Raw genomic sequence first — 26,511 nt, 5'->3', positions numbered from 1 at the left:
CCTCCCCCCCCCCCCCGGGGGGTGGGGGGGCGTGCAAACCCCCCGGGGGCCAAATTGGGGGAGCGAACAACCCCCGGGCCCCCCCCCCGCCCCCCCCGTAATGGGGGGGGGCCCGTCGCTCACTCCTCGGAATCCGGTGGCGGTCCGCCACGAATCGAGTACAGCGCGTTTTCGAGTTCGTCGGGTTTCACGAGCACGTCGCGCGCCTTCGACCCCTCGGACGGCCCGACGACGTTGCGCGATTCGAGCAGGTCCATGAGCCGCCCGGCCTTGGCGAACCCGACGCGCAGCTTGCGCTGCAGCATGGAGGTGGACCCGAACTGGCTGGTGACGACGAGTTCCGTCGCCTGCAGCAGCACGTCGAGGTCGTCGCCGATGTCGGAGTCGACCTCCTTCTGCTCGCCCGGCTTCGCGGCGGTGACGCCGTCGGTGTAGTCCGGTTCGGCCTGCTCCTTGGTGTAGGAGACGACGCGGTGGATCTCCTCGTCGCTGACGAAGGAGCCCTGCACGCGCTGCGGCCGTCCGGCGCCCATCGGCAGGTACAGCGCGTCGCCCATGCCGATCAGCTTCTCCGCGCCGGGCTGGTCGAGGATGACCCGCGAGTCGGTGAGCGAGGACGTGGCGAACGCGAGCCGCGAGGGCACGTTCGTCTTGATCAGGCCGGTGACGACGTCCACCGAGGGCCGCTGGGTGGCCAGCACCAGGTGGATGCCCGCGGCGCGCGCCTTCTGCGTGATCCGCACGATCGCGTCCTCCACGTCGCGCGGCGCGGTCATCATCAGGTCGGCGAGCTCGTCGACGATGGCGAGGATGTACGGGTACGGCCGGTATTCGCGTTCGCTGCCGGGCGGGGCGGTGATGTCGCCGGAGCGGACCTTCGCGTTGAAATCGTCGATGTGGCGCACCCGGTTGGCCTGCATGTCCTGGTAGCGCTGTTCCATCTCGTCCACCAGCCAGCCGAGCGCGGCCGCGGCCTTCTTCGGCTGGGTGATGATGGGCGTGATCAGGTGCGGGATGCCCTCGTAGGGGGTGAGCTCGACCATCTTCGGGTCGATGAGGATCATCCGGACCTCTTGCGGCGTGGCCCGCGCCAGCAGCGACACCAGCATCGAGTTGACGAAGCTGGACTTGCCGGAGCCGGTGGAGCCCGCGCACAGCAGGTGCGGCATCTTGGCCAGGTTCGCGGTGACCATGTGGCCTTCGATGTCCTTGCCGAGGCCCATCACCAGCGGGTGCTGGTCGCCGGAGGCGGTGGTGGAGCGCAGCACGTCGCCGAGCCGCACCATCTCCCGGTCGCTGTTGGGCACCTCGATGCCGACGGCGGACTTGCCGGGGATGGGCGCGAGCAGCCGCACGTTGTCGGTGGCGGCGGCGTAGGCGATGTTCTTGGTCAGCGCGGTGATCTTCTCGACCTTCACGCCGGGCCCGAGCTCGACCTCGTAGCGGGTGACGGTGGGCCCGCGGACGAAGCCGGTGACCTGCGCGTCGATGTTGAACTGCTCCAGGACCGCGGTGATGGCCTCGATCATGGAGTCGTTGGCCTTGCTGCGGGTCTTGGGCGCGTCGCCGCCGGTGAGCGCGTCCAGCGGCGGCAGCTTGTAGTCGCCTTCGACGGCGCGGCTGATGGTGAGCTTGCCGTTGTCGGCGGGCGGCTCTTCGGGTGCTTCGGCGGCGGCGGGGACTTCGGCGGCCTTCTTGCCGCGCGGTTTCGTGGGCGCTTCCTCGGGCACGTCGTCGAGGGACAGCTGCTCCATCTTCTTCGTCCCGCCCTTGCCCTTCTTCGGGGCGGCGGCGGTGTCCTCGTCGTCGACGGGCGTGGAGCTCTGGCGGCGGCGGGAGGGGCGGCGCAGCTTCACCGTCTCCGGCTGGACCTCTTCGCTGAGCGGTTCGCCGTCCTCGACGGGCCTGCCGAGCAGCTTGGTGCGGACGGTGGCGAGCGTGGTGTCGGTGAGCAGCATCAGCCCGAACAGGCCGACGAGCACCAGCACGGGCACCGCGACCCAGCCGGTGAGGCCCTGCGCGAGCGGCCCGCCCGCGAGGAACCCGAGCACGCCCCCGGCCTCCGGCCAGACCAGCCAGTCGCCGGGCGCGCCTTCGGCGATGTGCAGCACGCCGAGCGCGCTCCAGCCGAGCAGCACGGACCCGAGCACGACGCGCGGCCGCGCCTCCGGGTTGTGGTCGGTGCTCGCGAAGAACACCGCGACACCGGCGACGACGACCGGGAGCACCAGCACGGCGTCACCGATGACGAAGCGCAGCCCCCAGTCGAGCCACTGCCCGACGGGTCCGCCCGCGTGCCACCAGATCCCGGCGGCGGTGATGACGGCGGCGGCGAGCGCGATGATCGCGAGCCCGGTCCGGCCGTGCGCCGGATCGATGTCCTTGGCGCGGCTGAGCACACCGCCGACCCGGGGCTGGGTGCTCTTCTTCGCCGGGGTGCGGCGCGGCGCGTGGGTGGAGCCGCGCCCGCCCCCGCCGGAGGTGGTCTTGCGGCTCTTCGCACCCGTGGTGCCGCTTGAGCTTCGTCGTGAGCTCTGGGCCCGGCTCCTCGAACCTTGTTGTGACTGGTTCTTGCGCTGGGCACCGCTCGTGGTCCGGCCCGCCATGGGTCTCACGTTATCTCGACGGTGCCCCTCGCGTCACAAGCGGCACAGGGGTCACGCGGGCGATCTGCCTCGGATGTTCACGTCCCGCGCTCGTGCCGGTGGTGCTTGTGCGATCCTCTGTCGTCATGGTCGCCCAGCCCGTTGGCCCTCTGGAGCCGAGTCCTCGTGCCCCGCGCGCGTCCCCGCGGTCCCGGGCGCGCTCGTTCGCGCAGGCACCGCTGCTGTGGCGGGTGCTGCTGCGGATCGACCGGGCGCTGATCCTGCTGACGGGTCGTCTGCGGGTCACGGGCGACGTGCCGGACGAGCTGCGCGGCGGGCCGCTGCTGCTGGCGGCGAACCACATCGGCAACATCGACGCGCTGGTGCTGATGGCGGCGTGCGGGCGCAGGCGGCTGGCGCTGCGGTTCCTGGCGACGGGCGGCCTGTTCGACGCGCCGGTGCTGGGTCCGGTGCTGCGGCGCTGCGGGCACCTCCGCGCGAACCGCGGCAAGGCGAACGCGGCGGAGGCGCTGGACGACGTGGTGCGCTCCTTGGAGGAGGACCCGCGGCCGGTGCTGGTGTACCCGGAGGGCCGGTTGAGCCTGGAGCCCGGTCTGTGGCCGGAGCGCGGCAAGACCGGTGTGGCGCGGATGGCGCTGGCTTCGACGGCACCGGTGATCCCGGTCAGCCAGTGGGGTGCGCACGAGGCGATGTGCTACGGGATGCTGCGCATCGAGGGCTTCCGGGACGTGCGGGTGCTGCTGTCCTCCTGGTTCGCGGCGATCCGGCGGCGCCCGGTGCTGCGGGTGCACTTCGGCGACCCGGTGGACCTGAGCGACCTGTCCGCGAACCGGCCCGGTGACGCCCGCCGCGCCCGCGACCGCATCATGCGCGCGATCACCGCGGGCCTGGTCCCGCTGCGCGCGGACGAGCCGGACGTCCCGAGCCACGAGGACCCCACCCGCCCGATCACCGACCAGCGCAGCCCCTGGCGGCCGTGAGCCCTTCCCCACCGAATTCCGTTCAACTGGGAATGGACGCAGTCGTGCGGATACGGGAAACCGCTGGTGGAATGCGAGTCCGCTGAGCAGACTGGCCCGATCGGCGATCCGCAGCGGACGCCGGAAACGGACATCGAGGACCGAAGTGCAGAAATCAGCGACCGCGACCGCGGTGACCGGCCTGCTGGCCGCGAGCCTGCTGTGCGCACCGGCGGCTTCCGCCGCACCGAATCCCCCTTTCGAACCCGCACCCGTTTCCTGGGGACCGTGCGAGGACGAGTCCTTGCAGGAGGCCGGCGCGGAATGCGGGATGCTCGACGTTCCGCTGGATTACGCGAATCCCGGCGGGGAGCACATCTCGCTGGCGGTGTCCCGGGTGAAGCACACCGTGCCCGAGGACCAGTACCAGGGCGTGATGCTGCTGAACCCGGGCGGGCCCGGTGGTTCCGGCCTGTACCTGGCGGGCTTGGGCGAGTCGGTGCCGCACGGGGCGGGCGCGGCCTACGACTGGGTCGGTTTCGATCCGCGCGGGGTCGGGTCGAGCGTTCCGGCGCTGTCCTGCGACCCGGACTACTTCGCGCACAACCGGCCGGACTACCTGCCGACGACGCCGGAGAAGGAGCGGGAGTGGTTGTCCCGCACCGACGGTTACGCGGCGGCGTGCGGGAACACCGGCGGCGAGCTGCTGGACCACATGCGCACGACGGATTCCGTCGAGGACATGGAGAGCATCCGCAAGGCGCTCGGCCAGGAGCGGCTGAACTACTACGGCTTCTCCTACGGCACCTACCTGGCGCAGGTGTACGGCACGCTGCACCCGGAGCGGTTGCGCCGCGTGGTGCTGGACGGCGTGGTGAACGCGGAGGACGTCTGGTACCGGGCGAACCTGAACCAGGACGTGGCGTTCGACCGCAACATCGGCATCTTCTTCGACTGGGTGGCCCGCTACGACTCGGTGTACCACCTGGGCACCACGGGTGATCAGGTGGAGCGGCTGTTCTACGAGCAGCGCGCGAAGCTGGAGGCGCAGCCCGCGGGCGGGGAGATCGGTTCCTCGGAGTGGACGGACCTGTTCCTGGCGGCGGGCTACGGGCAGACCGGCTGGGACAAGCGGGCGAAGGCGTTCGCGGGCTGGGTCCACCGCGGCGAATGGCAGCCGCTGGTGGACATCTACGACGCGAGCAACACTCCCGGCGACGACAACGGTTTCGCGGTGTACAACGCGGTGCAGTGCACCGACGTGCAGTGGCCGCGGGAGTGGGGCCGCTGGCGCGCGGACAACTGGGTGACGCACGCGCAGGCGCCGTTCGAGACCTGGGCGAACGCCTGGTACAACGCCTCCTGCCGGAACTGGCCCGCGCCCGCCGGGAAGCCGGTGGACGTGGACGGCGGGGAGGTCGACAGCGCGCTGCTGATCAGCGAGGAACTGGACGCGGCGACCCCGTTCCCCGGCGCGCTGGAGGCCCGGAAGCGCTTCCCCGGCGCGAGCTTGATCAGCCTGCCGGGTGGCACGACGCATTCGGGTTCGCTGTCCGGCAACGCCTGCGTGGACGACCGCATCGCCGAGTACCTGACCACCGGTGCGCTCCCGGAGCGCAAGCCCGGCGCGGGCCCGGACGTCACCTGCGAACCGCTGCCGCAGCCGACGCCGGAGGGTGCGGAGACGATCGCCCCGGAGCGCCCGGAGCAGCCGCGGATCCTGCAGGACGCCTTGCGCCACTGGCGCTGATCCGGTGACCGCGCGCCCTCCGTCCACACCGGACGGAGGGCGCGTCCGCGTTCGGGTCAGCGCGGGTCGAGGTCGGCGCAGCCGGTTTCGTCGGGCAGCAGCGGCCGGAACACCAGCCGGAAGCCGACGCCGCCGCTCCCCCACCGCGTGCCGGGATCGGTCTCGCGCGCCCAGGTCGCGGCGGTGGCCGCGTCGCCACCGGTGAGCACGGTGCAGCGACCGCCGGGCACCCGCGATCCGGCCACCGGGGACGGGAACGGCCACGGTCGCCCGCCCGGCGCGCTGTCGGCGTCGTGGGCGATGACGGCCATCCGGTCCGCGGCCGGTTCGGCGCCGGCGGGCGGCGCGGTGCGGAGCCGCTGCACGAAGTCGACGAGCTCCGGTGGCCCGGCGGGCCGGTCGGTGAAGACCAGTTCGGTGCGGTGTTCCTCGCCGCCGGAGCGGAGGTCGACGCGGATGCTGGTGGCGCCGGGGACGGCGGCGTCGCCGTGCGTCTCGTCGGCGGCGAGGCCCGCTTCGTGCGCGGCCCGGTACCGCTGGTCCACCTCGGTGTCGCGGAGGCGGGTGACCGCGAAGGGGCGCAGCGATCCGACCGGTTCGCCCGGTGTGATCACGGTGCCGTCGCCGTAGAGGCTGTAGTCGGGGACGGACGTGCTGCCGGGTCCGGGCGGTTCGGTGCGGATCCGCAGCAGCAGTCCGTCCCGCTCGCGCGGTGGAACGTCGACGTCGCCGCACGCGGTGGCGGCGAGCAGTCCGGCTGCCGCGAGTGCGGGCAGCGCCCTGCCGGGTCGGAACATGAGCACCCCTCGGTGTGCCGCTCGCTGGATCTCCGGGCGGCGTCGGCGAGATCCGGTGCTCCCGCTCGGTGCTCGCGGGAGCGCGGCGCTCACTGTTCCGGGGCGGGCTGCGGAGATCACCACTTTTCCCCGTCATGACACGAAAAGAGCAGCGCACGGGGCTGTGCGGCGGATCGGTTCCGCCGCGTTCGGCCCAGTGCGCTGCTCCGCGCTCGCCGCCCGTCGTGGAAGTTGAGCCGCGGGTCGTGTCCGCGCCTCGTCAGCGGCGGAACCGCTGAGCCGACGACCACCCGATCAACCCGACCACCCGCGGGTTCTCCGCGGTTCCCTCGCGAGGACGCCCCCCGACATGGGTGCCCCCTGCCCGGTTCAGCCGTCGGCGCGGCGGATGACCAGCACGTGGTCGGTGAGTTCGGCGGTGCTGCCGTCCGGCCCGGTGGCGGTGCGCCGCGGCGAGTCGGCGCGCTCGACCGCCCAGGTCCGCGGGTCGAGGGCGAGATCGGCGGCGACCTCCTGCGGCGGCGGGTGGCGCAGGTCCGGGTTCTGGTCCCAGGACCACGGCGCGATCGATCCGTGGTCGACGACCACCAGCCGCCCGCCGGGGCGCAGCGCGTGCGCGGCGGCGCGCAGCACGCTCGCCCGGTCGAGATCGAACGGGGTGTGCAGGTAGTGCGCGCAGACCAGGTCGAACTCGCCCGCAGGCAATCCGGCGCCGAGGTCGTGCCGAGCGGCGGTGATCCGGTCGCCGAGCCCGCGCGCGTTCGCCAGCGCGGTGAGCCGGTCGGCGGCGACGGCCGAGATGTCCACGGCGGTGACCCGCCAGCCCTGCTCGGCGAGCCACAGCGCGTCGCCGCCCCCGCCGCAACCGAGTTCCAGCGCATCGCCGGGTGCCTGCCCGGGGACGATCTCGGTGAGCCGGAGGTTCGGCGTCGGCTGCCGCTGCTCGGGTCGCGCGGCGTGCACGTCGTCCCAGAACGCGTGCGCTTCGGTGCTGCTCATCGGTGCCCTTTCGTCGGTGAGCGCCAGTCTCACCGCGGGAGTGCGTCATCCGCACGGAACCTTGCCGCTCCGGCAAAATCCCCACCGCGAAGGGCCCTCGCGTCCCCGGCGGCCCGCCAGGTGAGTGACCCACTCGCCGGGACTGGGCGAGTCGGGCATTCGCGGAGACCCGGCCAGGTGAGTGACCCATTCGCCTACCAGGACTGGGCGGAAGGGCCATTCACCTGGGGGCCCGGCCGGTGGGCTGTCGGGGAGGTCGCCGCACCGGCCGGGCTTCCCGGGACGAGGGGTCGGAGAGGGGAACCTCGCCCCGGGAGTCTCGCGGGAGCGGTCAGGGCCGCTCGTTCTTCAGGGTGTCGTTGCAGTCGGGGCAGGTGGGCGCGCGGCACCAGTCGAGTTCGCAGGGCTGGGCCATCGCGAGCCGCCGTCCGCACACCGAGTCCTCGGCGGGCTGGTTCTCCCAGCGCCTGCCGCGGAACGCGTGCCGCACGAGGTCGCCGGAATCCGGGACGGGCAGCCAGAAGTGGCGTTCGGGCTGGTGTTCGTGGCTCACGCGGCGAGTCCCGGTGGTTCGTCGGGGAGCGCGACGACGGCGCCGACGCTGACGAAGACGTCCTCGGGCGGGGCGACGGCGGGGACGGTGCGGGCACCCGGAACGTCTCCGTCCACTGTGGAGGAGAACAGCGGCGTGACCGCGCCGGCGCGTCCGAGCGCCGAACGCCGCCCGATGGCCGAGTTCCGCCGGACGACCGCACCCCTGCCGGTGGCCACATCCCGGACGGCCGCGCCCTCGGCCGGGAACGCGCCCCCGCTGCCGATCGAGCCCGGTCGCGCCGGTGCGCGGCCCACCGGGAGTTCGGTGATCGACGCGGTTCTTCCCGCTGCGGTGCGGAATCCGGCGGCACGCAGGGTGCGCCGGGCCTTGCGGCGGGCGAGCTTCGCGCGGACGGTGCGCGATTCGAGCGCGAGCGCCGCCCACGGCGCCGCGGCGGTGGCGCCCATGAGCACCAGCACGAGCGGGCCTTGCGTCGAGGAGATCCGTACCCCCTTGTCGATCAACGATGGCGCAAAGCTATTTCCGCAAATGCGGTTTAGCTAGTCGCCTGATCGTGTAGTTCCGCTGTGATTGCTGATCGCGGGAGACTGATCAGGCCCATGAAGATCACGACGGAGGCGGGATGGCGACACCGACGGTGCGCCGGCTCCAGCTCGGCAACGAGCTGCGCCACGCACGGCAGAAGGCCGGTTTCGAGCAGCACGAAGCCGCGAAGGAACTCGACTGCGCACACAGCAAGATCTCCCGGCTGGAACTCGGCCAGGGCGGCATCACCAAGGGCGATCTCAAGCTGCTGCTGGAGTTCTACGGCGTGGACCCCGCCGACATGCAGTGGATGTTCGAGCTCGCCCGCACCCGCAGCACCCGCGGCCGCTGGACCGGATACCGGGCGGTGTTCCCGGAATGGTTCCGGATGTACGTCGACCTGGAGACGGACGCGGAGAGCATTCGGCACGCGCAGACCGAGATCGTGCCGGGACTCCTCCAAACCGAGGGCTACATCCGGGCGTTGGACACGAAGTCCATCCGGGAAGACGAGGAAAGCGTCGACGCAGGTACCTTGGCACGACAAGAGCGTCAAGCGATCTTGAGCAAGCCTCAGCCGCCCACCCTGGCGTTCATCCTGTCCGAGTCCTGCATCAGACGACAGATCGGTTCTGCCGCCGTCATGCGGGATCAGCTGGAACACTTGGTGAAGATCGCGATGCAACCGAACGTGGATCTTCAGGTCATGCCGTTCGAAGCGGCAACGCCCGTGGGCGGGATCTCGTACGACTTCACCATGCTCCAGATTCCCGCATCAGGGATCTCGTCGTCCCTGGAGTTCGTCTACGTCGAGTGCTTCGACGATGCTCGATACCTCGACGCCAAGGATGCGGTCTCGCAGTACGACCGGTTGTGGAGCCATCTCCAGGCCGCCGCGCTCGGCCCGAGGGAGTCTCAAGATCTCATACGATCGGTGGGCAAGCAGTACTCGTAGCCGACGAGAGGCCCCACCATGATCGCTCACGACCTGTCCGGTGCCGCCTGGTTCAAGAGCAGCTACAGCAAGACGCAGAACGAATGCGTCGAGGTCGCCTTAGTCCCGGGCGGTGCCGGGGTCCGCGACACCAAGGACCGCGACGGCGGAACCCTCACCTTCACCAGCACCACCTGGTCGACCTTCCTCAGCACGCTGAAGGACTGACCTCCGGGCGACGCGGGCCGCTCGCCCCCCGGAAGGACGGACGGCCCGCACCCCCGACACGTCGAACTCCCGTTGAACGAGAGGCAGGCATGCCCGAGCGAAACCTCATCGGTGCCACCTGGTTCAAGAGCAGCTATAGCAATTCGCAGAACGAATGTGTTGAAGTAGCCCTGACTTCCGGCAGCACCGGCGTCCGCGACACCAAGGACCGCGACGGCGGAACCCTGATCTTCACCAGCACCACCTGGTCGGCCTTCCTCCGCACCCTCAAGGCCTGACCACCCCGGAAGACCCGCGGACCGTCCCACCACCCACACGGCGGGACGGCCCGCTTCCCCACCCCACGACTGCTCCGTTCAAGCGTTGAGCGGTTTCCCGCTCTACCAAGCTCCGGCAGTCCCGAGAGCGGGGCCGCCCGACGATGAGGATCAACAGCAGGCACCGGGGTTCCTGCCTGCCGAACACACCACCACGAAGGCGGACGCGACGTGCCGAAGGCGGCCCCGAGGCCCGACACGATGTCAGGTGAGCCACGGCCGCCGCGCGCCCCTGTGATCACAACGTGGAAGACGGTGGGAAAAACCCATGAGGACAAGGCCGAGTTCCCACCCGCGCCGGAGGGCGAAGGGCCGCTGTTGGAGTGGTACCAAGCCGAAGACGCCGATCACCTCGTCGGCGGGGTCGTTCTAGGCATGTTCATCGCGATCTTCCTGTGCTTGCTCGATTCGGGATTCTCCTGGATGAGCACGTGGTGGCTGTGGCTGTTCGTGATCTGGCCGCCGATAGTGTTCCACTTCCTCGGCCGCCGCAGTGGGTACTCCGCGGGTGCTGACTGGCTTGCCACGGACCAGAAGCACTACGTCAAGCTGTACGAGCTCAAGAAAATCACTGTTGAATACCAAGCCGGTGGCCAATCCATCGGCATCGAGCTGACCGACGCCGACGACAGATGTGTCGGCGCGCCCCTACGCCAGCTCCAGCGCAACCGCGCTTTCTGGGACCTCGTGTACAACGGCATCGTGCACTCGGTGAACAGCGGCACCGCCACCGCAAACGAGCTAGCCCTCGACAAGCTCCAGCTCCGTTGACCGAACACGCCCGGCCGCACTCGCCCGCCCATCAAGCCGGTGACCACGTCACCGTCACACCACTGCGAAGCACGGGCATCGTCGTCGGTGGTTTTTATGACTTTCAGCCTTGTCGGCTGGTTTCCCTACTCGGGCGCGTCGCTTACCGGGTTCAGCGCCGACGCGTCCGGCCCCGGCGCGACGAACCAACAGATCATCGGTATCTTCTTCGCACTGTGGATCGTGCCGTGGCTGGCGGGCTTGCTCCTGGTCTCGATCGCCATCGCCAGCTGGCTCCGCCGGACGCTCTGGATCCTGCTCAGGCTGACCGGAATCATGCTCGCCGTCTCGCTGATGACCTACGCGATCGGCTAACCACGTAGTACGCAGCAGAACCAGGCCGGCTGGAACACCAGCCACGCGAACGATCGACCAAGCTCGGCAAGAGCATCCTCGTCGCGGACGCCCTCCCTTCTCCCGTCCCAGGAAGGAAACCAGCAGTGCGACAAGCAGCACCACGACCGGACGCGACGACCGGGAACCCTCGGCCACCTCGCGCACCCGTGGTGATCAGCCCGCAACAGCCGGGAGAACGAGACTCGGCACGGGCGCGCTTCCCGTCCGCCCCACCCGGTTCGGGCCCGGTTCTCGAATGGTTCCAGGAGTCGAACTCGAACGGCATCAAGTCCGGGATTTTCGTCGCCTTCCTGATCGCGGCATTCTTGTCGTTGAAGGACTGGGGATTCGACTGGATCACCACCTGGGGCCTGTGGGCATTCGTCCTCGCGCCTGTCCCGATCTTCTACCTCTACAGTCGGAACGGAGGCTTTTCAGCCGGAGCCGACTGGTTCGCGACGAGCCGCAAACGTCATGTGCAGCTCTACGAGCTGACGAAGGTCACCGTTACGAACCCCGCTGGCGTGGACGCATGGGTCCTCGAACTCACCGACCGAAACGGCGGCTTCACCGGAGCCAAGCTGCGTGAGGTGCAGCGCAACCGCGCCCTCTGGGACCTCGTGTACAACGGCATCGTGCACTCGGTGAACAGCGGCACCGCCACTGCGAACGAGCTAGCCCTCGACAAGCTCCAGCTCCGTTGACCGAACACGCCCGGCCGCACTCGCCCGCCCGGAAACCCGACCCGATCACCGGACTGCCGCGCCCACCACGGGCGCCGGTGCTCGTCACCTGGCGGAGCGAGGGACGCACTCGACGGGCCTTCGCGCGCTTCCCACCCGCACCGCCGGGCGAAGGGCCGATCTTGGAGTGGTGCCACGGACTGGACACCGGCCTGCTCAAAGCCGGCCTGTTCGTGAGCGGGCTCGGCGTGCTCCGCTACTGCTGGCTCGACTGGGGATTCGAGTGGGCGCGGACCTGGTGGTTGTGGGCGATAGCCGCCGCCGCGGCCGTCCCGTTCTACCTCCGCGGCCGCAGCGAGGGGTATTCGGCCGGAGCCGACTGGTTCGCGAGCAGCACCAGGAGCTACGTCAAGCTGTACAAGCTGAAAACGATCGCCATCGAGCGACCGGGGGACGCCGCCGAGCCGTGGCTCGTGCTCACCGACGGGTACGGCGGCTCCGCCCGCGCTCCGCTGCACCGGATCCAGCGCAAACGCGCGCTGTGGGACCTCGTCTACAACGGGATCGCGCACTCCGTGCACCGGGGCCCCGCCACCGCCACCGGCCGCGCCCTGGACCTGCTGGAACTGCGCTGAACTCCCGCCTCTAGCAGGAATCGGGCGGCACCTCCAGGGAGATCACACCTAAGAGTGGACCGGGGCGAAAGCGCGGACACCGCGCGCTCCCGTTGGAACGATCTTGCGGACTCGACGTTCCGGCTTGTGCGCCGACGCCATCTCGTTCCAGCTCTCCCCGGAGGAAACCCATGTCCGCAGTGGTCCCGCCGCCGACGACCCCGAAGAACGGTCTCGGCACCGCCGGATTCGTGCTCGGCCTGCTCGCCCTGCTGTTCTCGTTCATCCCGATCATCGGCCTGGTCGCCTGGCCGCTGAGCATCCTCGGGCTGGTGTTCGGCGTCATCGGCATCATCCGGGCGCGCAACGGCCTGGCGAACAACCAGGGCATGGCGATCACCGGCACCGTGCTCGCCGCGATCGGGCTGCTGGTGTGCTTCGCCTGGGTCGGCCTGTTCGGCTCCGCCGCGAACGAGGTCGCGCGGCAGTCCGAATCCGCGGGCGTCTCGGCGCAGCAGGACGCCGTTCCGGCCGCCGACGACTCCGGGGCGGAGGTCATCGAGCTCGGCTTCGGCCAGACCCACACCTGGCGCGGCGGCGAATCGGTGCAGGTCGCCGAACCGGAGGAACACCAGGGCAACCCGTACCTGCACGACTCCGGCACCCGCGCCGTCGCGGTCGACCTGACCATCACCAACGGCACGAGCGGCGAGATCAACCCGCTGTCCTGGGACATCACCGCCACCCACGCCGGGCGGCCCGCCCAGTACTCGCTGGAAGACCGGCCGTTCGTCAACGCCGAGATCCCGCCCGGCGGGACCCTCACCATCACCCGGATCTTCGACGTCGCGCCGGAGCAGGGCGACCTGCGGATCTCCGTCGCGCCCAGCCACTTCGCCGCGGACACCGCCTACTTCCACGGCGAGTTCTGAGCCGGACCACCGATCACCTCGCCCTGCTTCCCCCGGGGGCGGGGTGATCACCGGCCGCCGAACACCACTCCGAGCACGGCGGCGCACAAGAGCACGGCCCAGACACCGAGCACGATCCGCGCGAGCACCCGCCGCCACGTGAGGACCCCGATCAGCACCGCCGCGCCCGCTCCCGCCAACACCGCGTAGATCAACACCCAGAAGGTCAACAGGTTCCGCTCGACCTCGCTGTCGCCGAATCCGCGCACGGTGGCCGGGAAGACCACGCACCACGCCGCGACGCCCAGCGCGAACAGCGCCCAGCCGGCCACGTGCCCGAACACCACGCCGAGGATCCGCAACCGCTGCGCTCTCGTGGTCCTCACGGATGTCCCTTCTCCACACCCGCGACGACGCGAGCCATTGATTCGAGCGACGTCCGCCTGTCCCAGTAGTCCGTGTGCCCTCCGTCCGGATCGGTCTCCAGCGACCGCGCGCCGAAGTGCGGATCCGACGGGTTCATCCCGAACCAGTGGTCGTCCTCGCCGTCGAAGAAGTCCCGCGGTTCCAACGACGGCGTCGCGTGATCGATCACGTCATCGCCCGATGTCCCGGACCAGACGTGCTCGGGCGGCACGCCGAGTTCCCGCGCGTGTTCCACGCCGACGCCCGGCGAACCGAGGAACACGATCTCGTCGGTCGCCATCCCGTGGTCCCGCGCCGCGTAACCGACCACCGTCGAGCCGTAGGAATGCCCGAGCACGGTGTTGTGGCTGGGTTCCCCCCCGTGCGTGGCGCGCAGGCCCTCCTGGAACCGGGCCAGCTCACCCTTCGCCTCGACCGCGAACCCGTCCTGCGCGGCGGAGGGAAAGTCGTCCGGCGATTCGTATCCCACCCAGGTCACCGCGGCCACCGGTTCACCGCCCGCGTGCCGTTCGGCCAGCAGGCGCAGGCGTTCATCACGTTCCAGGACGTCCTTCGCCCCATCGAGATCCGAGTAGGTCCCGGGAACGCTCGTGACGACGTGCCGGGCGGTGTCCGGGTTCCCGCCGGCGATGATCAACGTTCCTCGGCCGTGCGCGGTGGTGTCGACGCCCAGCAGGTACTTCTCCGGTGGTCCCGTCAACCGGTCGTCGATCATGTCGAGGAAGTGCACTGTCTCCCGCAGTTCCCGGATTCGCGCGAGTTGCGCGGCGGGCCTGCCGCCGGGCGCGGACCGCGTCGTCTCGACCAGCGCCCGCAACTCGCCCATCTTGCCGAGCAGATCAGCTCGTTGCCCGGCGAGCAACGCCCGGTTCGCCGAATCCCGCACCGCCACCGGAACTCCGTCGGTGCGTCCGACCAGCTGCGGGAAGCGGTCGAGCAGATCGGCGCGCTGGGCGGAGGTCAGCGCCGACCACATCCCGTGCACCGCGTGCGGACCACCGAGCACCGCCTTCTCGAACAGCGCGCGGGTGGCTCCCGCCGCCCACTCGTCCAGTGCCATCGCCATCCCCGCGAGGCCGATCGCCGCCGGGCTGGTCGCCGTCGCCGCCGCTCGGCCCCACTCCGCGTGCAAGCCGATGGCTTCCAGCCCTGCGCTGTTCGCACGGAGGCCCGCCAGCAGCCTCTCGTGGGCGGTGGCTTCCAGGCCGCGCGCGTCGGCGACGGTCTGGCCGGCTTCCGCGTAGGCCGCCTGCTTGCGCGGGTCCGCGGGCGGCGAGGTGCCCGGCAGGCTCGGCTCCGGAAGCCCGGCCGACGAGTGCGGCGGGTGGATCGTCGCGTTCAGCACGAGCAGCCCGGCCTCGTGCGCGATCCCCTCCGCCTGCCGCATCCGCGCTCTGACCGTGTCGAGATCATCGGCGAAGACGTGCAACACGCGCGACAGGTTCGCGCAGATCTCGGCCAGTTCGACGATGTCCCGCCCGTTGCGGGTCGCGGCGGAGCGAAAAGCCTCCGATGCGGTCCCCTCCCATTCCGATTCGGATTCCGAACGGGTCCGGAACCACCCGGCGGCGACATCGTCGACACCGGCCGCGTACCGCCCCATCGATTCCGCCAGCCGACGAAGTGATTCCGGGTCACCTGCGGTGAAGATGGTGAGGCTCATCGTTCCCCCGAACGATCGCTCGAATACTCAGCGGTGGAAGAACCGCTCGTTGTCCGCATCGACGGCGGCGTAGGTGGAACCGTTCGCGTGCAGCTCCGCCGAGGCGCGCTCCGTGATCTCCAGCGCTCCGGCCGCGGCACGGACGAGCTCTGCGATCAGCGCGGTCACCGCCGCGGAGGACGGACCCGCGTCCACCTCCGGCGGCGGACTCGATATCGCCATTCCCGCGGTGGAGCCGTGCAGGCCGAACGCCAATCGGCCGATCACGTCCGGGTCGACTCGAAATCCCATGTCGCGCGCTCCTCAACCAGCCGGAGAGCCTTCGAGATCGAAGGTAGCGAAGCGGCGGATTCAGCAATAGCGGATATCTACTCACCACACGATCAGCCGATACCGTTGACTCCATCGAGCAATTGATCAGCACACAGCGGTACGCGGCGTCGATCCACCGCGACCGTCAATCCATCGATCCGGGCGAACGAAAACGAGAGCGGCCACGACCGGAGGATCGGGCTGACCTATTCGGAATATTCGCCGAAATGGGCTCCTGCTCGGAATATCCCGGGAGCAGTTCACTCCCGGAATGTTCTACCCGCCCGTTCGCCGCTCACGCGTTCCGCGGGTCCAGCACGCTGTCCACGGCCAAGTGGAGGGTGTTCGTCTCGTCGGCGAGCAGCGAGTCGCCGGCGGGCAGCGCGCGCTCCAGCGCCAGGCCGTTGAGGACCGTCAGCAGGAACTTCGCGCGCCGCGCGTTGTCTCCCGCCGGGAGCACGCCCTCGTCCACCAGGACCGACAGCCAGTACTCGGTGCGGCGCCGCCCCTCACGTTCCATGCCGAGGTGCGCCTGCCTGATCTCCTCGGTCGGCTCGGGGGCGATGAACGCCTCGTAGACCTTCCCGAAGGCCGCCCGCGCCTGCTGCCCCGCCCCGGCGGGCGCGAGCACCTGCCGCAGGCAGGCGACCAGCCGGTCCCGCGGCGACCTCGACCGGTCGTGGATCGGGTCGTCGGAGGCCACCAGGCCGTAGATCCCGGCGAGCACCGCTTCCCGCAGTTCCTGCTGGGTCGGGAAGTGGTACCGCAGCGAACCCGTGCTCACCCCGGCCCGCGCCGCGACCGCGCGCACGCTCAACCGGGCGGCGGCGTCCTCGCCGAGCATCGTCGCCGCTGCCACCAGGATCCGGTGCCGGGTGCTCAGCACCGGGTCGTCCCCGTCGTCCATGTCCACCTCCACCCGCACTGTACTGGTACACCGTGCTGGTGCTTTTCCAACACGCTGTACTAGCGTCCTGTTCCAGATTCTAGTACAGCGTGTTGCACGGAAAAGGGGCGGGGCATGTTCGAGGAATGGCGGCACCGGCGCGCCGCAGCGCGGGTCAAGAGCGGGGACGGACGCCCCCTGAAGCCCTTCCGCTGGTGGCAGCAGTTCAGCCGTTCCCTGTTCCACCTGCGCACCGGCGAGGGCACGGACTACGCCGTCGACGTCCGGCTCTGGGGCGACAAGACCACCGGCGAGGTCAAGGCGGACCTGTACCGCGACGGCAGGCACCACGCCGTCGCCAAGCTCCCCGCGGTCTTCCCCGTCGACGGCGGCACCATCGAAGTCGCGGTCAGCCGTGCCGGTCTCAAGCGCTGCCACCACGTCACCGCCGCGGGCGAGCAGCAGCTCGTCCCCGACCCGAGGTCCGCCGAAGGGCGCCGGGCCCGGCTCGACCGCGACCACCCCGCCGCGAGCCGCGCGCTCGGCCACCTCTCGGTGGCGCTGCTGGTCATCGGCGTCGCCCTGCTCGTGCTGCAGGTCGCCGAACCGATCTCCCGGATCCCGCCTATCGCCGAGAACATCGGGATCTTCACCTCGCCGCTGCACCTGCCGCTGTGGCTCAACACCACCCTCACCATCGGCGCGGCGCTGGCCAGCACCGAACGCGCCCTCCGGATGCGCCACCACTGGCTGCTCGACGGCGCCGGGAGCTGACGGCCGCACGGCCCGCCCGACCAGTGCGCCTGGTCGGACGGGCCGTGCACAGCTCTTCGGAGCGAGCGATCAGGAATCGACCGGCAGCACGTTCGGCACGATCATCGGGCGGCGGCGGTACTTGTCCGCCACCCACTTGCCGACCACGCGGCGCACGGCCTGCGCGATGCGGTGCGTGTCGGTGATCCCCTCCGACTCGGTGCGGGCCAGCTCCATCTCCACCAGCGGCACCACGTCGTCCAGCGCCTTCGGGTCGTCGGAGAAACCGCGCCCGGACAACGTCGGGCGGGACACCGCGCGGCCCGTCGCCGCCTCGACCGCCACGGTGATCGAGATGAACCCGCCCTCGCCCAGCACCAGCCGGTCCGACAGCGTCGACTCACCCACGTCGCCGACGGACAGGCCGTCCACGTAGACGTGGCCCACCTCGACGCGGCCCGAGACCCGCGCGATGCCGTCGACCATGTCGACCACCACGCCGTCCTCGGCGATCACCACGCGCTCCGCCGGAACCCCCGTCAACCGGGCCAGCTCCGCGTTCGCGCGCAGGTGCCGCCACTCGCCGTGCACCGGCATCACGTTGCTCGGGCGCACCGCGTTGTACAGGTACAGCAGCTCACCGGCGGAGGCGTGACCCGAGACGTGGACCTTCGCCCCGCCCTGGTGCACCACGTCCGCACCCAGCCGCACCAAGCCGTTGACCACGCCGAACACCGCGGTCTCGTTGCCCGGGATCAGCGAGGACGCCAGCACCACGGTGTCCCCGGCGCGGATCCGGATCTGCTTGTGCTCGCCGCGCGCCATCCGGGACAGCGCCGACAGCGGCTCGCCCTGCGAACCGGTCGAGACGAACAGCACCAGGTGCTCCGGCATCGCCAGCGCCTCGTCCAGCTCCACCAGCAGGCCCGGCGGCACCCGCAGGATGCCCAGGTCGTTCGCGATGCCCATGTTGCGCACCATCGACCGGCCCACGAAGCACACCTTGCGGCCGTGCTGCTCGGCGACGTCCAGCACCTGCTGCACGCGGTGCACGTGGCTGGCGAAGCACGCCACGATCAGCCGCTGCGTCGCCTTCCCGATCACCCGGTCCAGCACCGGGCCGATCTCGCGCTCCGGCGTCACGAACCCGGGGACCTCGGCGTTCGTCGAGTCCACCAGGAACAGGTCCACGCCCTCGTCGCCCAGCCGCGAGAACCCGGCCAGGTCGGTGAGCCTGCCGTCCAGCGGCAGCTGGTCCAGCTTGATGTCCCCGGTGTGCAGCACCACCCCGGCCGGCGTGCGGATCGCCACCGCCAACGCGTCCGGGATCGAGTGATTGACCGCGAAGAACTCCAGGTCGAACACGCCGTGCTTGCTGTGCTGTCCCTCGGTGACCTCGACCAGCACCGGGTCCTGCCGGTGCTCCTTGCACTTGGCGGCCAGCAGCGCCAGCGTGAACTTCGACCCCACCACCGGCAGGTCCGGGCGCAACCGCAGCAGGAACGGCACCGCACCGATGTGGTCCTCGTGGCCGTGCGTGAGCACCAGGGCCTCGACGTCGTCCAGCCGGTTCTCGATCGCCCCGAAGTCGGGCAGGATCAGGTCCACGCCGGGCGAGTCGTCCTCCGGGAACAGCACACCGCAGTCGACGATGAGCAGCTTGCCCTCGTGCTCGAACACGGTCATGTTCCGGCCGACCTCGCCGATGCCGCCCAAGGCGGTCACCCGCAGGCCGCCCTCGGGCAGCGCCGGTGGTGGCGCCGAGGCCGTCGGGGTCACGGGCTGGTGTTCGGAAGCTGTTGCGCGAGCGCTCAACGCGTCACCTCTGCTGCGGCGTCGGGATTGACCAGGACCAGACCGGCGTCCCACAGATCACTCGTGATCACCCGCACCTGCTCGTCGGTGGCCTGCGGCAGCGGCAGTCGGGGATGCCCCGTCTCGTAGCCGCACAGCCGCATCGCCGTCTTCGAGAACACCACGCCGCCGACGAAGTTCATCGACCGGTACACCGGCATCAGCCCGACGTGCACCTCGCGCGCGGTGGCGATGTCGCCCGCCTCGAACGCGTCGAGCATCTTGCGCAGCCGGTCGCCGACCACGTGCCCGATGACGCTGACGAAACCGACGGCGCCCACGGACAACCACGGCAGGTTCAGCGGATCCTCGCCCGAGTAGTAGGCCAGGTCGCTGTTCGACAGCACCTCGCTGCCCGCCCACAGGTCGTGCTTGGAGTCCTTGACGGCCTTGATCTGCGGGTGCTCCGCCAGCCGCTTCAACGTGTCCGTGTGGATGGGCACCACGGAGCGCGGCGGGATGTCGTAGAGCATCACCGGCAGCTCCGTCGCATCGGCCACCGTCGTGAAGTGCGACAGCAGGCCCTCCTGCGGCGGGCGGGAGTAGTACGGGGTCACCACGAGCAGCCCGTGCGCACCGGCCTTCTCCGCGGTGCGGGCCAGCTCCACCGAATGGGCGGTGTCGTTCGTGCCCGCTCCCGCTACCACCGTCGCGCGGTCCCCCACCGCTTCGACGACGGCGCGCAGCAGCTGCTCCTTCTCGTCATCACTGGTCGTGGGGCTCTCGCCCGTGGTGCCGTTGACGACCAGGCCGTCGTTGCCGACGTGATCGACGAGGTAGGTCGCGAGCTCCTGAGCCAGCGCCAGGTCGAGCTTCCCGTCCGCGTCGAACGGCGTCACCATGGCGGTCAGGACCCGGCCGAACGGCCGTCCTTCAGTGGCGGTGGGACAGACGGTCATGGCCCTGACGCTACCTGGTGAGCCCACTGATCAGCGCGCCGCATCGGCCACCACCGGCGCCGCACCCGGCCCGGCTCGAAGATCGCGGAAACTCGACGGCCGAGCCCGTCCGGAACCGGCCGTGTTCCCGCTGATCAGCGCCGCGACGGGCGGATTTCCGGTGCCAGCGCGCGAAATCGGCCGGTGCGGCAGCGCTGGCGCAGGTCCCGCACCAGGCCGAACGCGCGCCGCCGGGCCGCCGAACGGGTTCGGCGACCGCCGTCAGAACGAGCGGCGCAGGTCCTCGACCGCGAGGACGTCCGCGTCGTTGCCGTCGATGTCCACCCGCGCCTGCTTGCGGCCGAACGCGTGCAGCAGCAGCTCGCTGGGCTCACCGCTGAAGCGCACCGTGCGCGGCCCGCGCTTCGCGGCGATCTCGGTGCCGTCGGGGCGGCGCAGCACCACGCCCACCGGACTGCGGCCGTAGAAGACCTTCGCGACCCTGCTCAGCGACTTCCACAGCGCCTCCTCCCGCTCCGGGTCGGTGGGGCGCGACTGCCAGCCGGGCTGAACGCGGCGGACGTCCTCGTGGTGCACGAAGAACTCGGCGGTGTTGACGGCCTCGTCCACGGCGCCGATCGCCAGCGGGTTCCACTTGGGGGCGCCTTCGCGGACGGTGCCGATCAGCTCCGGCCACGGCTTGTCCCGCAGCTCCTGCTCGATCTTGTCGCCGCGCTCGGCGAGCGCCTTGACGAACTTGCCCGCCAGCGCGTCCGGGCGGCGTTCCCGCAGCACCAGGTGCACCGCGAGGTCCTTGGTCTTCCACTCGCCGCACAGCGTCGGCGCGTCCGGCCCGACCTGGTCGAACAGGTCGCACAGTTCCCGGCGTTCGTCGTTGGCCACACCCATGCGACCACCTTACCGGGGTTCAGCTCCCCGTGACGGAGGTCATCGGCGGACTGCCGTCGGCGCTGGGCGCGTAGCGCCCCGGTCGTTCGACGGGTCGCCGTCCGGCGAGGTGGCCCGCTCGTCCTCCCACGCCTCGCGGGTGGGGACCACCGCGCCACAGCGCAGCGCGGCCGGGAGCTCGATCGCGCCGGTGGCGAAGCGTGCGCCGCCCGGGCGACCGGCTCGTTCGTCCCCGGCCCGCTCGTCCCGGCCCGCTCGTCCGAGGCCGGCTCGTCCGAGGTCGGCGGCGACCCGGCGGCGCCCCCGCTGCTCACTCCAGCGCGAGGATCACCGCACCGCGCGTGCCGGATTCCACCCCTTCCGGCCGAATCCGGGTCAGTTCGCGAGCGATCGGGTGAGCTTCGTGCCGTCGGTGCTGCGCAGGTAGCAGAGCACGGTCTGCGCGCCGCCGTCGGTGTCGGAGTCGTCGTCCGCGGCGGTCCGCCGCTTCAGCTCCCACGCCTGCTCGGTCGGCACCAGCGCCCCGTAGCGCAGCGCCGCGTCCTTGCCCGGCAGCTCGACCTCGGCGGAGGCGAAGTAGGCGCCGCACAGCGCTTCGCCGAACCGCGCCAGCTGCTCCGCGCCGGGGTAGGCGGTGTCGCTGCTCGCGCTGCTGCCGAACGGGGAACCGTCGGTGTAGACCTCGAAGTCGTGCGGTTCCGAGCAGGACCCGACCTGCTCCTCGGGCACGCTCGCGCCCGCGGCGGGGACGCCCGTGCCGCAGGATTCGATCTTGCTGGCTTCGAAGGTGGTCAGGTCGCCGTCCGGCCCGTAGGTCAGCGTCGGCAGCTCCGCCTCCGGCGGCCCCGGCACCAGCGCGAACCGCCCGATCAGCAGGCCCGCCACCAGCAGCACCACCGCCGCCACCGCCGCGGCGCGCCACGGGGTCCGGCGGCCGGCGGGCAGCGGCGCGGTCGGCGCGGCCTGCACCCGGGTGCCCACCTGATCGCCCGCCAGCAGCGCGCGGGCCTGCGCCGGGGTGAACCGGGCGCGCGGGTCCGCGATGAGCAGACCCGTGATCAACGAACCGAGCGGGCCCTGGGTGCGGGTCAGCGCGGGCGTCTCGTTGAGCACCGCGTGCAGCGTCGCCGCCGTGGTCCGCCGCTCGAACGGCAACCAGCCCTCCGCGGCGAAGAACAACGTCGCGCCCAGCGACCACAGATCACCCGCCGGGGTGGCATCGGCTCCCTGGATGCGCTCCGGAGCCATGAACGACGGCGAGCCGACGATGCTGCCGCTGCTGGTCAGCCGCGGGTCGTCCACGGTCTGCGCGATGCCGAAGTCGGCGAGCTTCACGACCCCGTCGGCGATCATGATGTTGCTGGGCTTCACGTCGCGGTGCACGATCCCGGCCGCGTGCGCCGCCTCCAGCGCGGACAGCAACCGCCGCGCGAGGTCGGCGACCCGCTCCGGCGGCATCGGCCCGCACCGGGCGACGAGCTCGCTGAGCGTCCCGGCCTGCACCAGCTCCATGACGATGAACGTGCCGCCGCCTTCGCTGAGCACGTCGTGCACGGTGACCACGCCGGGGTCGCTGAGCCGCCCGGCGGTGCGGGCCTCCCGCAGCACCCGCTCCTCGAACACGGCGCGTTCGGCGGGCGGCACCCCGTCCGGCACGTGCAGCTGCTTGATCGCGACCTCGCGACCGATCACCTGGTCCCAGGCCCGCCAGACGATGCCCATGCCGCCGCGCCCCAGCTCACCGGTCACCCGGTAGCGGTCGCCGATGGTGCGCGCCAGCGCGTCCGTCCGCTCCACCACGGACCCTCCCCCACGTCAGTCCTGGTCGAGATCATCTCATCGGACGCGGGAGGGGCTCGCGCGGTTCCGCGTTCAGCCCTCGGCAACGAACGGGCTGGAAGCGACCTCGGAGCCGTCCCGGAGCGCGGTGATCTCGAAATCGCCGAACACGTTCGGGGCGGCCCGCTGCAGCTGCCGCAGGCATTCGACGGCCAGCGCCCGGATCTCCACGTCGGCGTGCTCGCTGGCGCGCATCGCCACGAAGTGCCGCCAGGCGCGGTAGTTGCCGGTGACCACGATCCGGGTCTCGGTCGCGTTGGGCAGCACCGAGCGCGCGGCCTGCCTGGCCTGCTTGCGGCGCAACGTGGCCTGCGGCTCGTCGGCGAACTTCTCCTGCAGGGCGTCCAGGAGTTCGGTGTAGGCGGCGACGCTCGCCTCCGTCGCGCGGACGAACCTCGCGTGCAGCTCCGGGTCCTCGGCGATGACGTCGGGCTCGACCACCGCCGCGTCCCGCTCGGGCACGTAGCGCTGCGAGAGCTGCGAGTAGGAGAAGTGCCGGTGGCGGATCAGCTCGTGGGTCAGCGACCGGGACATCCCGGTCAGGTAGAAGGTGACCGACCCGTGCTCCAGCACCGAGAGGTGGCCGACCTCCATGATGTGCCGCAGGTAGCCCTCGTTGGTGGCCGTGGCCGGGTTCGGCTTGTGCCACGACTGGTAGCAGGCCCGGCCGGCGAACTCCGCGAGCGCCTGGCCGCCGTCCGCGTCGGTGGACCAGTCCACGTCGGCGGGCGGGAAGAACTCGGTCTTGCCGATGAGCTGGACCTTCGGCGGCACGATGTCGGTCACGGTGCGCGGATCCCCTTCTGCCTCGCGGACGAACCCGGATGGTCCCGCCGCGTCCCGGGCGGGCGGCGGCGGTTTCCCGAGCGTATCCGGCGGCCGGGGCGGCGGGATCCGGCCGGGGACCGGCGATGGCGGCACGCCCGGGACCTGCTGACACCATCGTGTCGTTGCGCGACGCCATCCATGACGCCATAGTGGTGTCATGGATCTCAGCCCGTACATCGCACAGCTCCGGGAAGACCTCGGTTCCGCCGCCTCGGCGGGCGACGAGCAGACCCGGCAGACCGCCGCGGCGCTCTCCGCCGCGATCGAACCCGCTGCCCGCTTGGCGATCATGAACGCGCTCTCCGACCTCGCCGCCGAGGTGACCACGCACCTCGACGGGGAAGTCGTCGACCTCCGGCTCGGAGGCCGGGCCGTCCGCGTCGTCGTCGGCGGTCCGGGCGGCGCCCCGCGCGCCGCGGCCGCCGAGGAGGAACGACCACCACCTCCGCCGCCCGGCGCCGACGGCGGCGACATCAGCCGCATCACGCTGCGACTGCTCGACGAGATCAAGTCGCAGGCCGAGCAGGCCGCCTCCACCCAGGGCGTCTCGCTGAACACGTGGGTCGCGCAGGCGGTGCAGGGCGCGCTGCACGGCGGCAGGCCGCGCGGACCGTGGGACCACCACCGCCCGGGTCGGGGACCCGGTGGCTGGGGACCGCCCGGGGCGGGCCGCTGGCGCCCCGACGGACCCGACGACGGTCCCGGGTCGCGGCTGCACGGCTGGGTGCACGGCTGAGCGCGGGAAGGCGGTGGTGGTGATGAACGGCAACGGCGCGGACGAGCAGGACCCCCGGGACGCCGAGGAATCGGCCGGCCTGGTGCGCACGCAGGACTTCGACACGGCGGCACCTATCGAGGTGGACATCGGCAACAGCCTCGGCTCGATCACGGTCGAGCTGAGCGCCACGGCGGTCACGCACGTCGAGGTCCGCCACGATTCGGCCCCGGGTGGTGGCGATTGGCGCAGCGGGCTCACCGGGCTGCTCAGCTGGGTCAGCGAGCAGTTCGGGGAGGCGGCGACGCGCGGCGGCACCGGCGACCGCGGCACCGGTGACCGCGGTCCCGGCGAGCGCGGCCCGGGCGAGCGGCCCTTTGGCCGCTCCGGGCCTCGCGAACCGGTGGCCGAGGCGGTGCGGCAGACCCGCATCGACCTCACCGGCAACAGGTTGGCGGTGCGCACCCCCACCACGGTGCCGCTGCGCGCCGTACCGCTGTCCGTGCTGGTCCGGGCGCCCGAGGATTCCCAGCTCGCGATCCGCGCGGGCGCCGGGGAAGTGCGGGTGACCGGGCCGGCGGGCCGGGTGCACGTGCAGTCCGGCGGTGGCGCGGTGTCGGTCGAGCGGGCCGGTGGCAGCACCGTCGCCCGCACCGGTTCCGGTGCGCTGCACCTCGGCGAGATGGCCGGTGGGGTGCAGGCGCGCAGCGGCAGCGGGGACGTGGAGATCGCCGCGGTGCGCTCCGCATCCTCGGTGGTCACCGGCAGCGGCGCGGTGTGGCTGGGCACCGTGGACTCGGACGTGCTGGTGCGCTCCGGCAGCGGGGACGTCGGCATCGCCGAGGCCCGCTCCGGTCAGGTCGAGCTGATCACCGGTTCCGGAGAGCTGCGGATCGCCCTCCCGCGGGGCACCGATGCGGAGGTCGACCTGACCTCCAGCACCGGCACCGTGGACAGCGAACTCGACGTGTCCGGGCAACCGACCGCGCAGGAACCGGCGCTGCGGATCTTCGGGCGCACCGGCAGCGGCGACGCCCTGCTCACCTCCGCGGTGTGAGCGCGCGCAACGCCTCGACGAGGTGGGCGTCACCGCGCGAGCCGACCTCCACCCCGTCCAGACCCAGCCAGTCGGCCATCTCGGTGAGCGCATCCGCGAGTTCCGGAACAGCCGCACCGAGGTCGTGACCGGGCTCGGCGAAGGCCCCCGGAACCCGGAGGACCTTCGCCGCCCGGTCGGCCTTCAGATCCACGCGACCGACGAGCTCACCGTCGAGGAGGAAGGGGAACACGTAGTAGCCGTACTGCCGCTTCGGTTCCGGCACGTAGATCTCGATGCGGTAGCGGAAGCCGAACAACCGCTCCGCGCGGGAGCGCTCCCAGACCAGCGGATCGAACGGGCACAGCAGGGCTCGGCCGCGGACCGCGCGCGGGGTGCGGGCGTCGCGGTGCAGGTACGCCTGCTTGGTCCAGCCCTCGACGGCGACCGGCTCCAGCTCACCGCTTTCGACGAGCTCGGCGACGGCCTGCCTGGACTGCTGCGGACTCAGCCGGTAGTAGTCGCGCAGATCGGTCTCGGTGGCCACCCCGTGGGCTTCGGCGGAGCGGCGCACCAGTTCGCGGACCGCGTCCTCGACCGCCGGGTCCTGGGCCAGCACCTCGGGCGGCAGCACCCGCTCCGGCAGGTCGTAGAGCCGTTCGAAGCCCTTGCGGGTGCCGGTGGTGAGCTCGCCCATCGCGAACAGCAGCTCGCACACCCGCTTGGTGTCGGTGCGGTTCCACCACGGCCCGCGACCCTGCCGGACTCCGCCGCCGAGCTCGCGTTCCAAGGTGCCCGCGCCCACCGGGCCGAGGTCCTTCACCGCGGCGAGCACGTCGTCGACGAGCCCGGGCGCCGTCTCCAGCAGTTCCCGGGAACGACTGCGCCAGGCACCGCCGTGCTCCCGCATCCGCCAGCGCAGCAGCGGCCAGTCCCGCACCGGGATCAGCGAGGCTTCGTGCGCCCAGTACTCGACGAGCAACCGGGGTTTCGCGGCGGTCGGCGCCCAGGCCGCGTCGTCCACGAGCCGGGCCGGGTAGGAGCCGAGTCGGCTGAACAGCGGCATGTAGTGCGCGCGCACCGCGACGTTCACCGAGTCGAGCTGCAACAGCTTGGTGCGCCCCAGCGCCCGGTTCAGGTGCTGGCGGGTGGGTCGTCCGGTGGGGCGGCTGTCGGCGAACCCCTGCGCGGCCAACGCGGTGCGCCGGGCCGCCGCGGTGCTCATGGTCTGCATCCGCCGCATGCTGCCATCCCGCACCGACACGCCCGCTCGCGCCGACACGCCGGTTCGCATAGGCGGAGCCAGCTGCACCGGCGGACCAACCGAAACCTCCAACCGGCCCCACCCGCTTCGCCGGCCAGCTTCGCCGGCCCCACCCGCTTCGCC

Annotated in this window: 28 protein-coding genes; 13 read left to right on the top strand and 15 right to left on the bottom strand. The window is 71.3% G+C overall.

Annotated features, from left to right (window positions below):
- Positions 1 to 119: 119 nt before the first annotated feature.
- Complete coding sequence (locus LCD33_RS16765) at positions 120 to 2,606, bottom strand: DNA translocase FtsK (protein WP_224966775.1); 2,487 nt, start codon at positions 2,604 to 2,606, stop codon at positions 120 to 122.
- 125 nt (positions 2,607 to 2,731) lie between these two features.
- On the opposite strand from LCD33_RS16765, the gene LCD33_RS16760 reads away from it, so the two are divergent.
- Positions 2,732 to 3,586 (top strand): lysophospholipid acyltransferase family protein, encoded by an 855-nt coding sequence (locus LCD33_RS16760; RefSeq protein WP_374201742.1) that lies wholly within the window; start codon positions 2,732 to 2,734, stop codon positions 3,584 to 3,586.
- A gap of 145 nt (positions 3,587 to 3,731) precedes the next feature.
- On the top strand, positions 3,732 to 5,315 hold the full coding sequence (locus LCD33_RS16755; RefSeq protein WP_224959783.1) for an alpha/beta hydrolase: 1,584 nt from the start codon (positions 3,732 to 3,734) through the stop codon (positions 5,313 to 5,315).
- A 56-nt stretch (positions 5,316 to 5,371) separates the two neighbouring features.
- Here the strand turns inward: LCD33_RS16755 and LCD33_RS16750 are convergent, their stop codons facing one another.
- From LCD33_RS16750 to LCD33_RS16735, 4 genes are all read right to left on the bottom strand, one after another.
- Positions 5,372 to 6,112 carry a hypothetical protein gene (locus LCD33_RS16750; RefSeq protein ID WP_224959784.1) on the bottom strand — a complete coding sequence of 247 codons (741 nt, stop codon included), beginning with the start codon at positions 6,110 to 6,112 and terminating at the stop codon, positions 5,372 to 5,374.
- Between the two features lie 369 nt (positions 6,113 to 6,481).
- Positions 6,482 to 7,111, bottom strand: coding sequence for a bifunctional 2-polyprenyl-6-hydroxyphenol methylase/3-demethylubiquinol 3-O-methyltransferase UbiG (locus LCD33_RS16745; RefSeq protein WP_224959785.1), 630 nt, complete (start codon positions 7,109 to 7,111; stop codon positions 6,482 to 6,484).
- 331 nt (positions 7,112 to 7,442) lie between these two features.
- On the bottom strand, positions 7,443 to 7,664 hold the full coding sequence (locus LCD33_RS16740; protein WP_224959786.1) for a hypothetical protein: 222 nt from the start codon (positions 7,662 to 7,664) through the stop codon (positions 7,443 to 7,445).
- The gene (locus tag LCD33_RS16735; RefSeq protein ID WP_224959787.1) at positions 7,661 to 8,170 is read right to left on the bottom strand and encodes a hypothetical protein; all 510 of its coding nucleotides are present in this window, start codon (positions 8,168 to 8,170) and stop codon (positions 7,661 to 7,663) included. Before LCD33_RS16735 ends, LCD33_RS16740 begins: the two co-directional genes overlap by 4 nt.
- A 119-nt stretch (positions 8,171 to 8,289) precedes the next feature.
- Between LCD33_RS16735 and LCD33_RS16730 the strand changes: the two genes are divergently transcribed.
- From LCD33_RS16730 to LCD33_RS16695, 8 genes are all read left to right on the top strand, one after another.
- The gene (locus tag LCD33_RS16730) at positions 8,290 to 9,147 is read left to right on the top strand and encodes a helix-turn-helix transcriptional regulator (protein WP_224959789.1); all 858 of its coding nucleotides are present in this window, start codon (positions 8,290 to 8,292) and stop codon (positions 9,145 to 9,147) included.
- Positions 9,148 to 9,165: 18 nt separating this feature from the next.
- Positions 9,166 to 9,354, top strand: coding sequence for a DUF397 domain-containing protein (locus LCD33_RS16725; protein WP_255614930.1), 189 nt, complete (start codon positions 9,166 to 9,168; stop codon positions 9,352 to 9,354).
- A gap of 89 nt (positions 9,355 to 9,443) precedes the next feature.
- Complete coding sequence (locus LCD33_RS16720) at positions 9,444 to 9,632, top strand: DUF397 domain-containing protein (RefSeq protein ID WP_224959791.1); 189 nt, start codon at positions 9,444 to 9,446, stop codon at positions 9,630 to 9,632.
- A 294-nt stretch (positions 9,633 to 9,926) separates the two neighbouring features.
- Positions 9,927 to 10,442: a hypothetical protein gene (locus LCD33_RS16715; protein ID WP_224959793.1), complete on the top strand. Its 516-nt coding sequence runs from the start codon at positions 9,927 to 9,929 to the stop codon at positions 10,440 to 10,442.
- Positions 10,443 to 10,481: 39 nt separating this feature from the next.
- Entirely contained in the window at positions 10,482 to 10,796 is a 315-nt protein-coding gene (locus tag LCD33_RS16710; RefSeq protein WP_224959795.1) for a hypothetical protein, read from the top strand.
- Positions 10,797 to 10,987: 191 nt separating this feature from the next.
- Positions 10,988 to 11,521: a hypothetical protein gene (locus LCD33_RS16705; RefSeq protein WP_224966774.1), complete on the top strand. Its 534-nt coding sequence runs from the start codon at positions 10,988 to 10,990 to the stop codon at positions 11,519 to 11,521.
- Complete coding sequence (locus LCD33_RS16700) at positions 11,518 to 12,135, top strand: hypothetical protein (RefSeq protein ID WP_224959798.1); 618 nt, start codon at positions 11,518 to 11,520, stop codon at positions 12,133 to 12,135. The genes LCD33_RS16705 and LCD33_RS16700 overlap by 4 nt, the downstream gene beginning before the upstream one ends.
- 170 nt (positions 12,136 to 12,305) lie before the next feature.
- Complete coding sequence (locus LCD33_RS16695; RefSeq protein WP_224966773.1) at positions 12,306 to 13,046, top strand: DUF4190 domain-containing protein; 741 nt, start codon at positions 12,306 to 12,308, stop codon at positions 13,044 to 13,046.
- A gap of 47 nt (positions 13,047 to 13,093) precedes the next feature.
- On the opposite strand, the gene LCD33_RS16690 is transcribed toward LCD33_RS16695, so the two are convergent.
- The 4 genes from LCD33_RS16690 to LCD33_RS16675 all read right to left on the bottom strand — a co-directional run bounded on the left by LCD33_RS16690 (position 13,094) and on the right by LCD33_RS16675 (position 16,333).
- Positions 13,094 to 13,411 (bottom strand): hypothetical protein, encoded by a 318-nt coding sequence (locus LCD33_RS16690; protein ID WP_224959800.1) that lies wholly within the window; start codon positions 13,409 to 13,411, stop codon positions 13,094 to 13,096.
- Complete coding sequence (locus LCD33_RS16685) at positions 13,408 to 15,114, bottom strand: alpha/beta hydrolase (RefSeq protein WP_224966772.1); 1,707 nt, start codon at positions 15,112 to 15,114, stop codon at positions 13,408 to 13,410. Before LCD33_RS16685 ends, LCD33_RS16690 begins: the two co-directional genes overlap by 4 nt.
- 27 nt (positions 15,115 to 15,141) lie before the next feature.
- Positions 15,142 to 15,405: a hypothetical protein gene (locus LCD33_RS16680; RefSeq protein ID WP_224959802.1), complete on the bottom strand. Its 264-nt coding sequence runs from the start codon at positions 15,403 to 15,405 to the stop codon at positions 15,142 to 15,144.
- Between the two features lie 316 nt (positions 15,406 to 15,721).
- Entirely contained in the window at positions 15,722 to 16,333 is a 612-nt protein-coding gene (locus tag LCD33_RS16675) for a TetR/AcrR family transcriptional regulator (RefSeq protein ID WP_224959803.1), read from the bottom strand.
- Positions 16,334 to 16,447: 114 nt separating this feature from the next.
- On the opposite strand from LCD33_RS16675, the gene LCD33_RS16670 reads away from it, so the two are divergent.
- On the top strand, positions 16,448 to 17,086 hold the full coding sequence (locus LCD33_RS16670) for a hypothetical protein (protein WP_224966771.1): 639 nt from the start codon (positions 16,448 to 16,450) through the stop codon (positions 17,084 to 17,086).
- A gap of 69 nt (positions 17,087 to 17,155) precedes the next feature.
- Here the strand turns inward: LCD33_RS16670 and LCD33_RS16665 are convergent, their stop codons facing one another.
- From LCD33_RS16665 to thyX, 5 genes are all read right to left on the bottom strand, one after another.
- The gene (locus LCD33_RS16665) at positions 17,156 to 18,880 is read right to left on the bottom strand and encodes a ribonuclease J (RefSeq protein WP_304612900.1); all 1,725 of its coding nucleotides are present in this window, start codon (positions 18,878 to 18,880) and stop codon (positions 17,156 to 17,158) included.
- Positions 18,877 to 19,818, bottom strand: a complete 942-nt coding sequence (gene dapA / locus LCD33_RS16660; protein ID WP_224959806.1) for a 4-hydroxy-tetrahydrodipicolinate synthase — start codon at positions 19,816 to 19,818, stop codon at positions 18,877 to 18,879. The genes LCD33_RS16665 and dapA overlap by 4 nt, the downstream gene beginning before the upstream one ends.
- Positions 19,819 to 20,079: 261 nt before the next feature.
- Complete coding sequence (locus LCD33_RS16655; RefSeq protein ID WP_224966770.1) at positions 20,080 to 20,706, bottom strand: TIGR03085 family metal-binding protein; 627 nt, start codon at positions 20,704 to 20,706, stop codon at positions 20,080 to 20,082.
- 375 nt (positions 20,707 to 21,081) lie between these two features.
- Positions 21,082 to 22,506, bottom strand: a complete 1,425-nt coding sequence (locus tag LCD33_RS16650; protein WP_224959809.1) for a serine/threonine-protein kinase — start codon at positions 22,504 to 22,506, stop codon at positions 21,082 to 21,084.
- A 72-nt stretch (positions 22,507 to 22,578) separates the two neighbouring features.
- Complete coding sequence (gene thyX / locus LCD33_RS16645) at positions 22,579 to 23,331, bottom strand: FAD-dependent thymidylate synthase (RefSeq protein WP_224959811.1); 753 nt, start codon at positions 23,329 to 23,331, stop codon at positions 22,579 to 22,581.
- Positions 23,332 to 23,530: 199 nt separating this feature from the next.
- On the opposite strand from thyX, the gene LCD33_RS16640 reads away from it, so the two are divergent.
- Both LCD33_RS16640 and LCD33_RS16635 read left to right on the top strand, forming a co-directional pair.
- Complete coding sequence (locus tag LCD33_RS16640; RefSeq protein WP_224978019.1) at positions 23,531 to 24,109, top strand: toxin-antitoxin system HicB family antitoxin; 579 nt, start codon at positions 23,531 to 23,533, stop codon at positions 24,107 to 24,109.
- A gap of 22 nt (positions 24,110 to 24,131) precedes the next feature.
- Positions 24,132 to 25,145 (top strand): DUF4097 family beta strand repeat-containing protein, encoded by a 1,014-nt coding sequence (locus LCD33_RS16635; RefSeq protein WP_224959814.1) that lies wholly within the window; start codon positions 24,132 to 24,134, stop codon positions 25,143 to 25,145.
- Here LCD33_RS16635 and LCD33_RS16630 read toward each other — a convergent pair.
- The gene (locus LCD33_RS16630) at positions 25,129 to 26,358 is read right to left on the bottom strand and encodes a winged helix-turn-helix domain-containing protein (protein WP_224959815.1); all 1,230 of its coding nucleotides are present in this window, start codon (positions 26,356 to 26,358) and stop codon (positions 25,129 to 25,131) included. The genes LCD33_RS16635 and LCD33_RS16630 overlap by 17 nt on opposite strands.
- Positions 26,359 to 26,511 lie beyond the last annotated feature (153 nt).

It is taken from the genome of Saccharopolyspora sp. 7B, from assembly GCF_020177435.1.
GTDB classification, from domain to species: domain Bacteria; phylum Actinomycetota; class Actinomycetes; order Mycobacteriales; family Pseudonocardiaceae; genus Saccharopolyspora_C; species Saccharopolyspora_C gregorii.
This window is presented reverse-complemented; position numbering and strand designations above follow the sequence as displayed.

Excerpts from the sequence above, each read along its gene's own strand:
- LCD33_RS16765 (WP_224966775.1), bottom strand. The coding sequence starts at position 2,606 with ATGGCGGGCCGGACCACGAGCGGTGCCCAGCGCAAGAACCAGTCACAA.
- LCD33_RS16760 (WP_374201742.1), top strand. The coding sequence starts at position 2,732 with ATGGTCGCCCAGCCCGTTGGCCCTCTGGAGCCGAGTCCTCGTGCCCCG.
- LCD33_RS16750 (WP_224959784.1), bottom strand. The coding sequence starts at position 6,112 with ATGTTCCGACCCGGCAGGGCGCTGCCCGCACTCGCGGCAGCCGGACTG.
- LCD33_RS16745 (WP_224959785.1), bottom strand. The coding sequence starts at position 7,111 with ATGAGCAGCACCGAAGCGCACGCGTTCTGGGACGACGTGCACGCCGCG.
- LCD33_RS16730 (WP_224959789.1), top strand. The coding sequence starts at position 8,290 with ATGGCGACACCGACGGTGCGCCGGCTCCAGCTCGGCAACGAGCTGCGC.
- LCD33_RS16725 (WP_255614930.1), top strand. The coding sequence starts at position 9,166 with ATGATCGCTCACGACCTGTCCGGTGCCGCCTGGTTCAAGAGCAGCTAC.
- LCD33_RS16720 (WP_224959791.1), top strand. The coding sequence starts at position 9,444 with ATGCCCGAGCGAAACCTCATCGGTGCCACCTGGTTCAAGAGCAGCTAT.
- LCD33_RS16695 (WP_224966773.1), top strand. The coding sequence starts at position 12,306 with ATGTCCGCAGTGGTCCCGCCGCCGACGACCCCGAAGAACGGTCTCGGC.
- LCD33_RS16685 (WP_224966772.1), bottom strand. The coding sequence starts at position 15,114 with ATGAGCCTCACCATCTTCACCGCAGGTGACCCGGAATCACTTCGTCGG.
- LCD33_RS16680 (WP_224959802.1), bottom strand. The coding sequence starts at position 15,405 with ATGGGATTTCGAGTCGACCCGGACGTGATCGGCCGATTGGCGTTCGGC.
- LCD33_RS16675 (WP_224959803.1), bottom strand. The coding sequence starts at position 16,333 with ATGGACGACGGGGACGACCCGGTGCTGAGCACCCGGCACCGGATCCTG.
- LCD33_RS16670 (WP_224966771.1), top strand. The coding sequence starts at position 16,448 with ATGTTCGAGGAATGGCGGCACCGGCGCGCCGCAGCGCGGGTCAAGAGC.
- dapA (WP_224959806.1), bottom strand. The coding sequence starts at position 19,818 with ATGACCGTCTGTCCCACCGCCACTGAAGGACGGCCGTTCGGCCGGGTC.
- LCD33_RS16655 (WP_224966770.1), bottom strand. The coding sequence starts at position 20,706 with ATGGGTGTGGCCAACGACGAACGCCGGGAACTGTGCGACCTGTTCGAC.
- LCD33_RS16640 (WP_224978019.1), top strand. The coding sequence starts at position 23,531 with ATGGATCTCAGCCCGTACATCGCACAGCTCCGGGAAGACCTCGGTTCC.
- LCD33_RS16635 (WP_224959814.1), top strand. The coding sequence starts at position 24,132 with ATGAACGGCAACGGCGCGGACGAGCAGGACCCCCGGGACGCCGAGGAA.
- LCD33_RS16630 (WP_224959815.1), bottom strand. The coding sequence starts at position 26,358 with ATGCAGACCATGAGCACCGCGGCGGCCCGGCGCACCGCGTTGGCCGCG.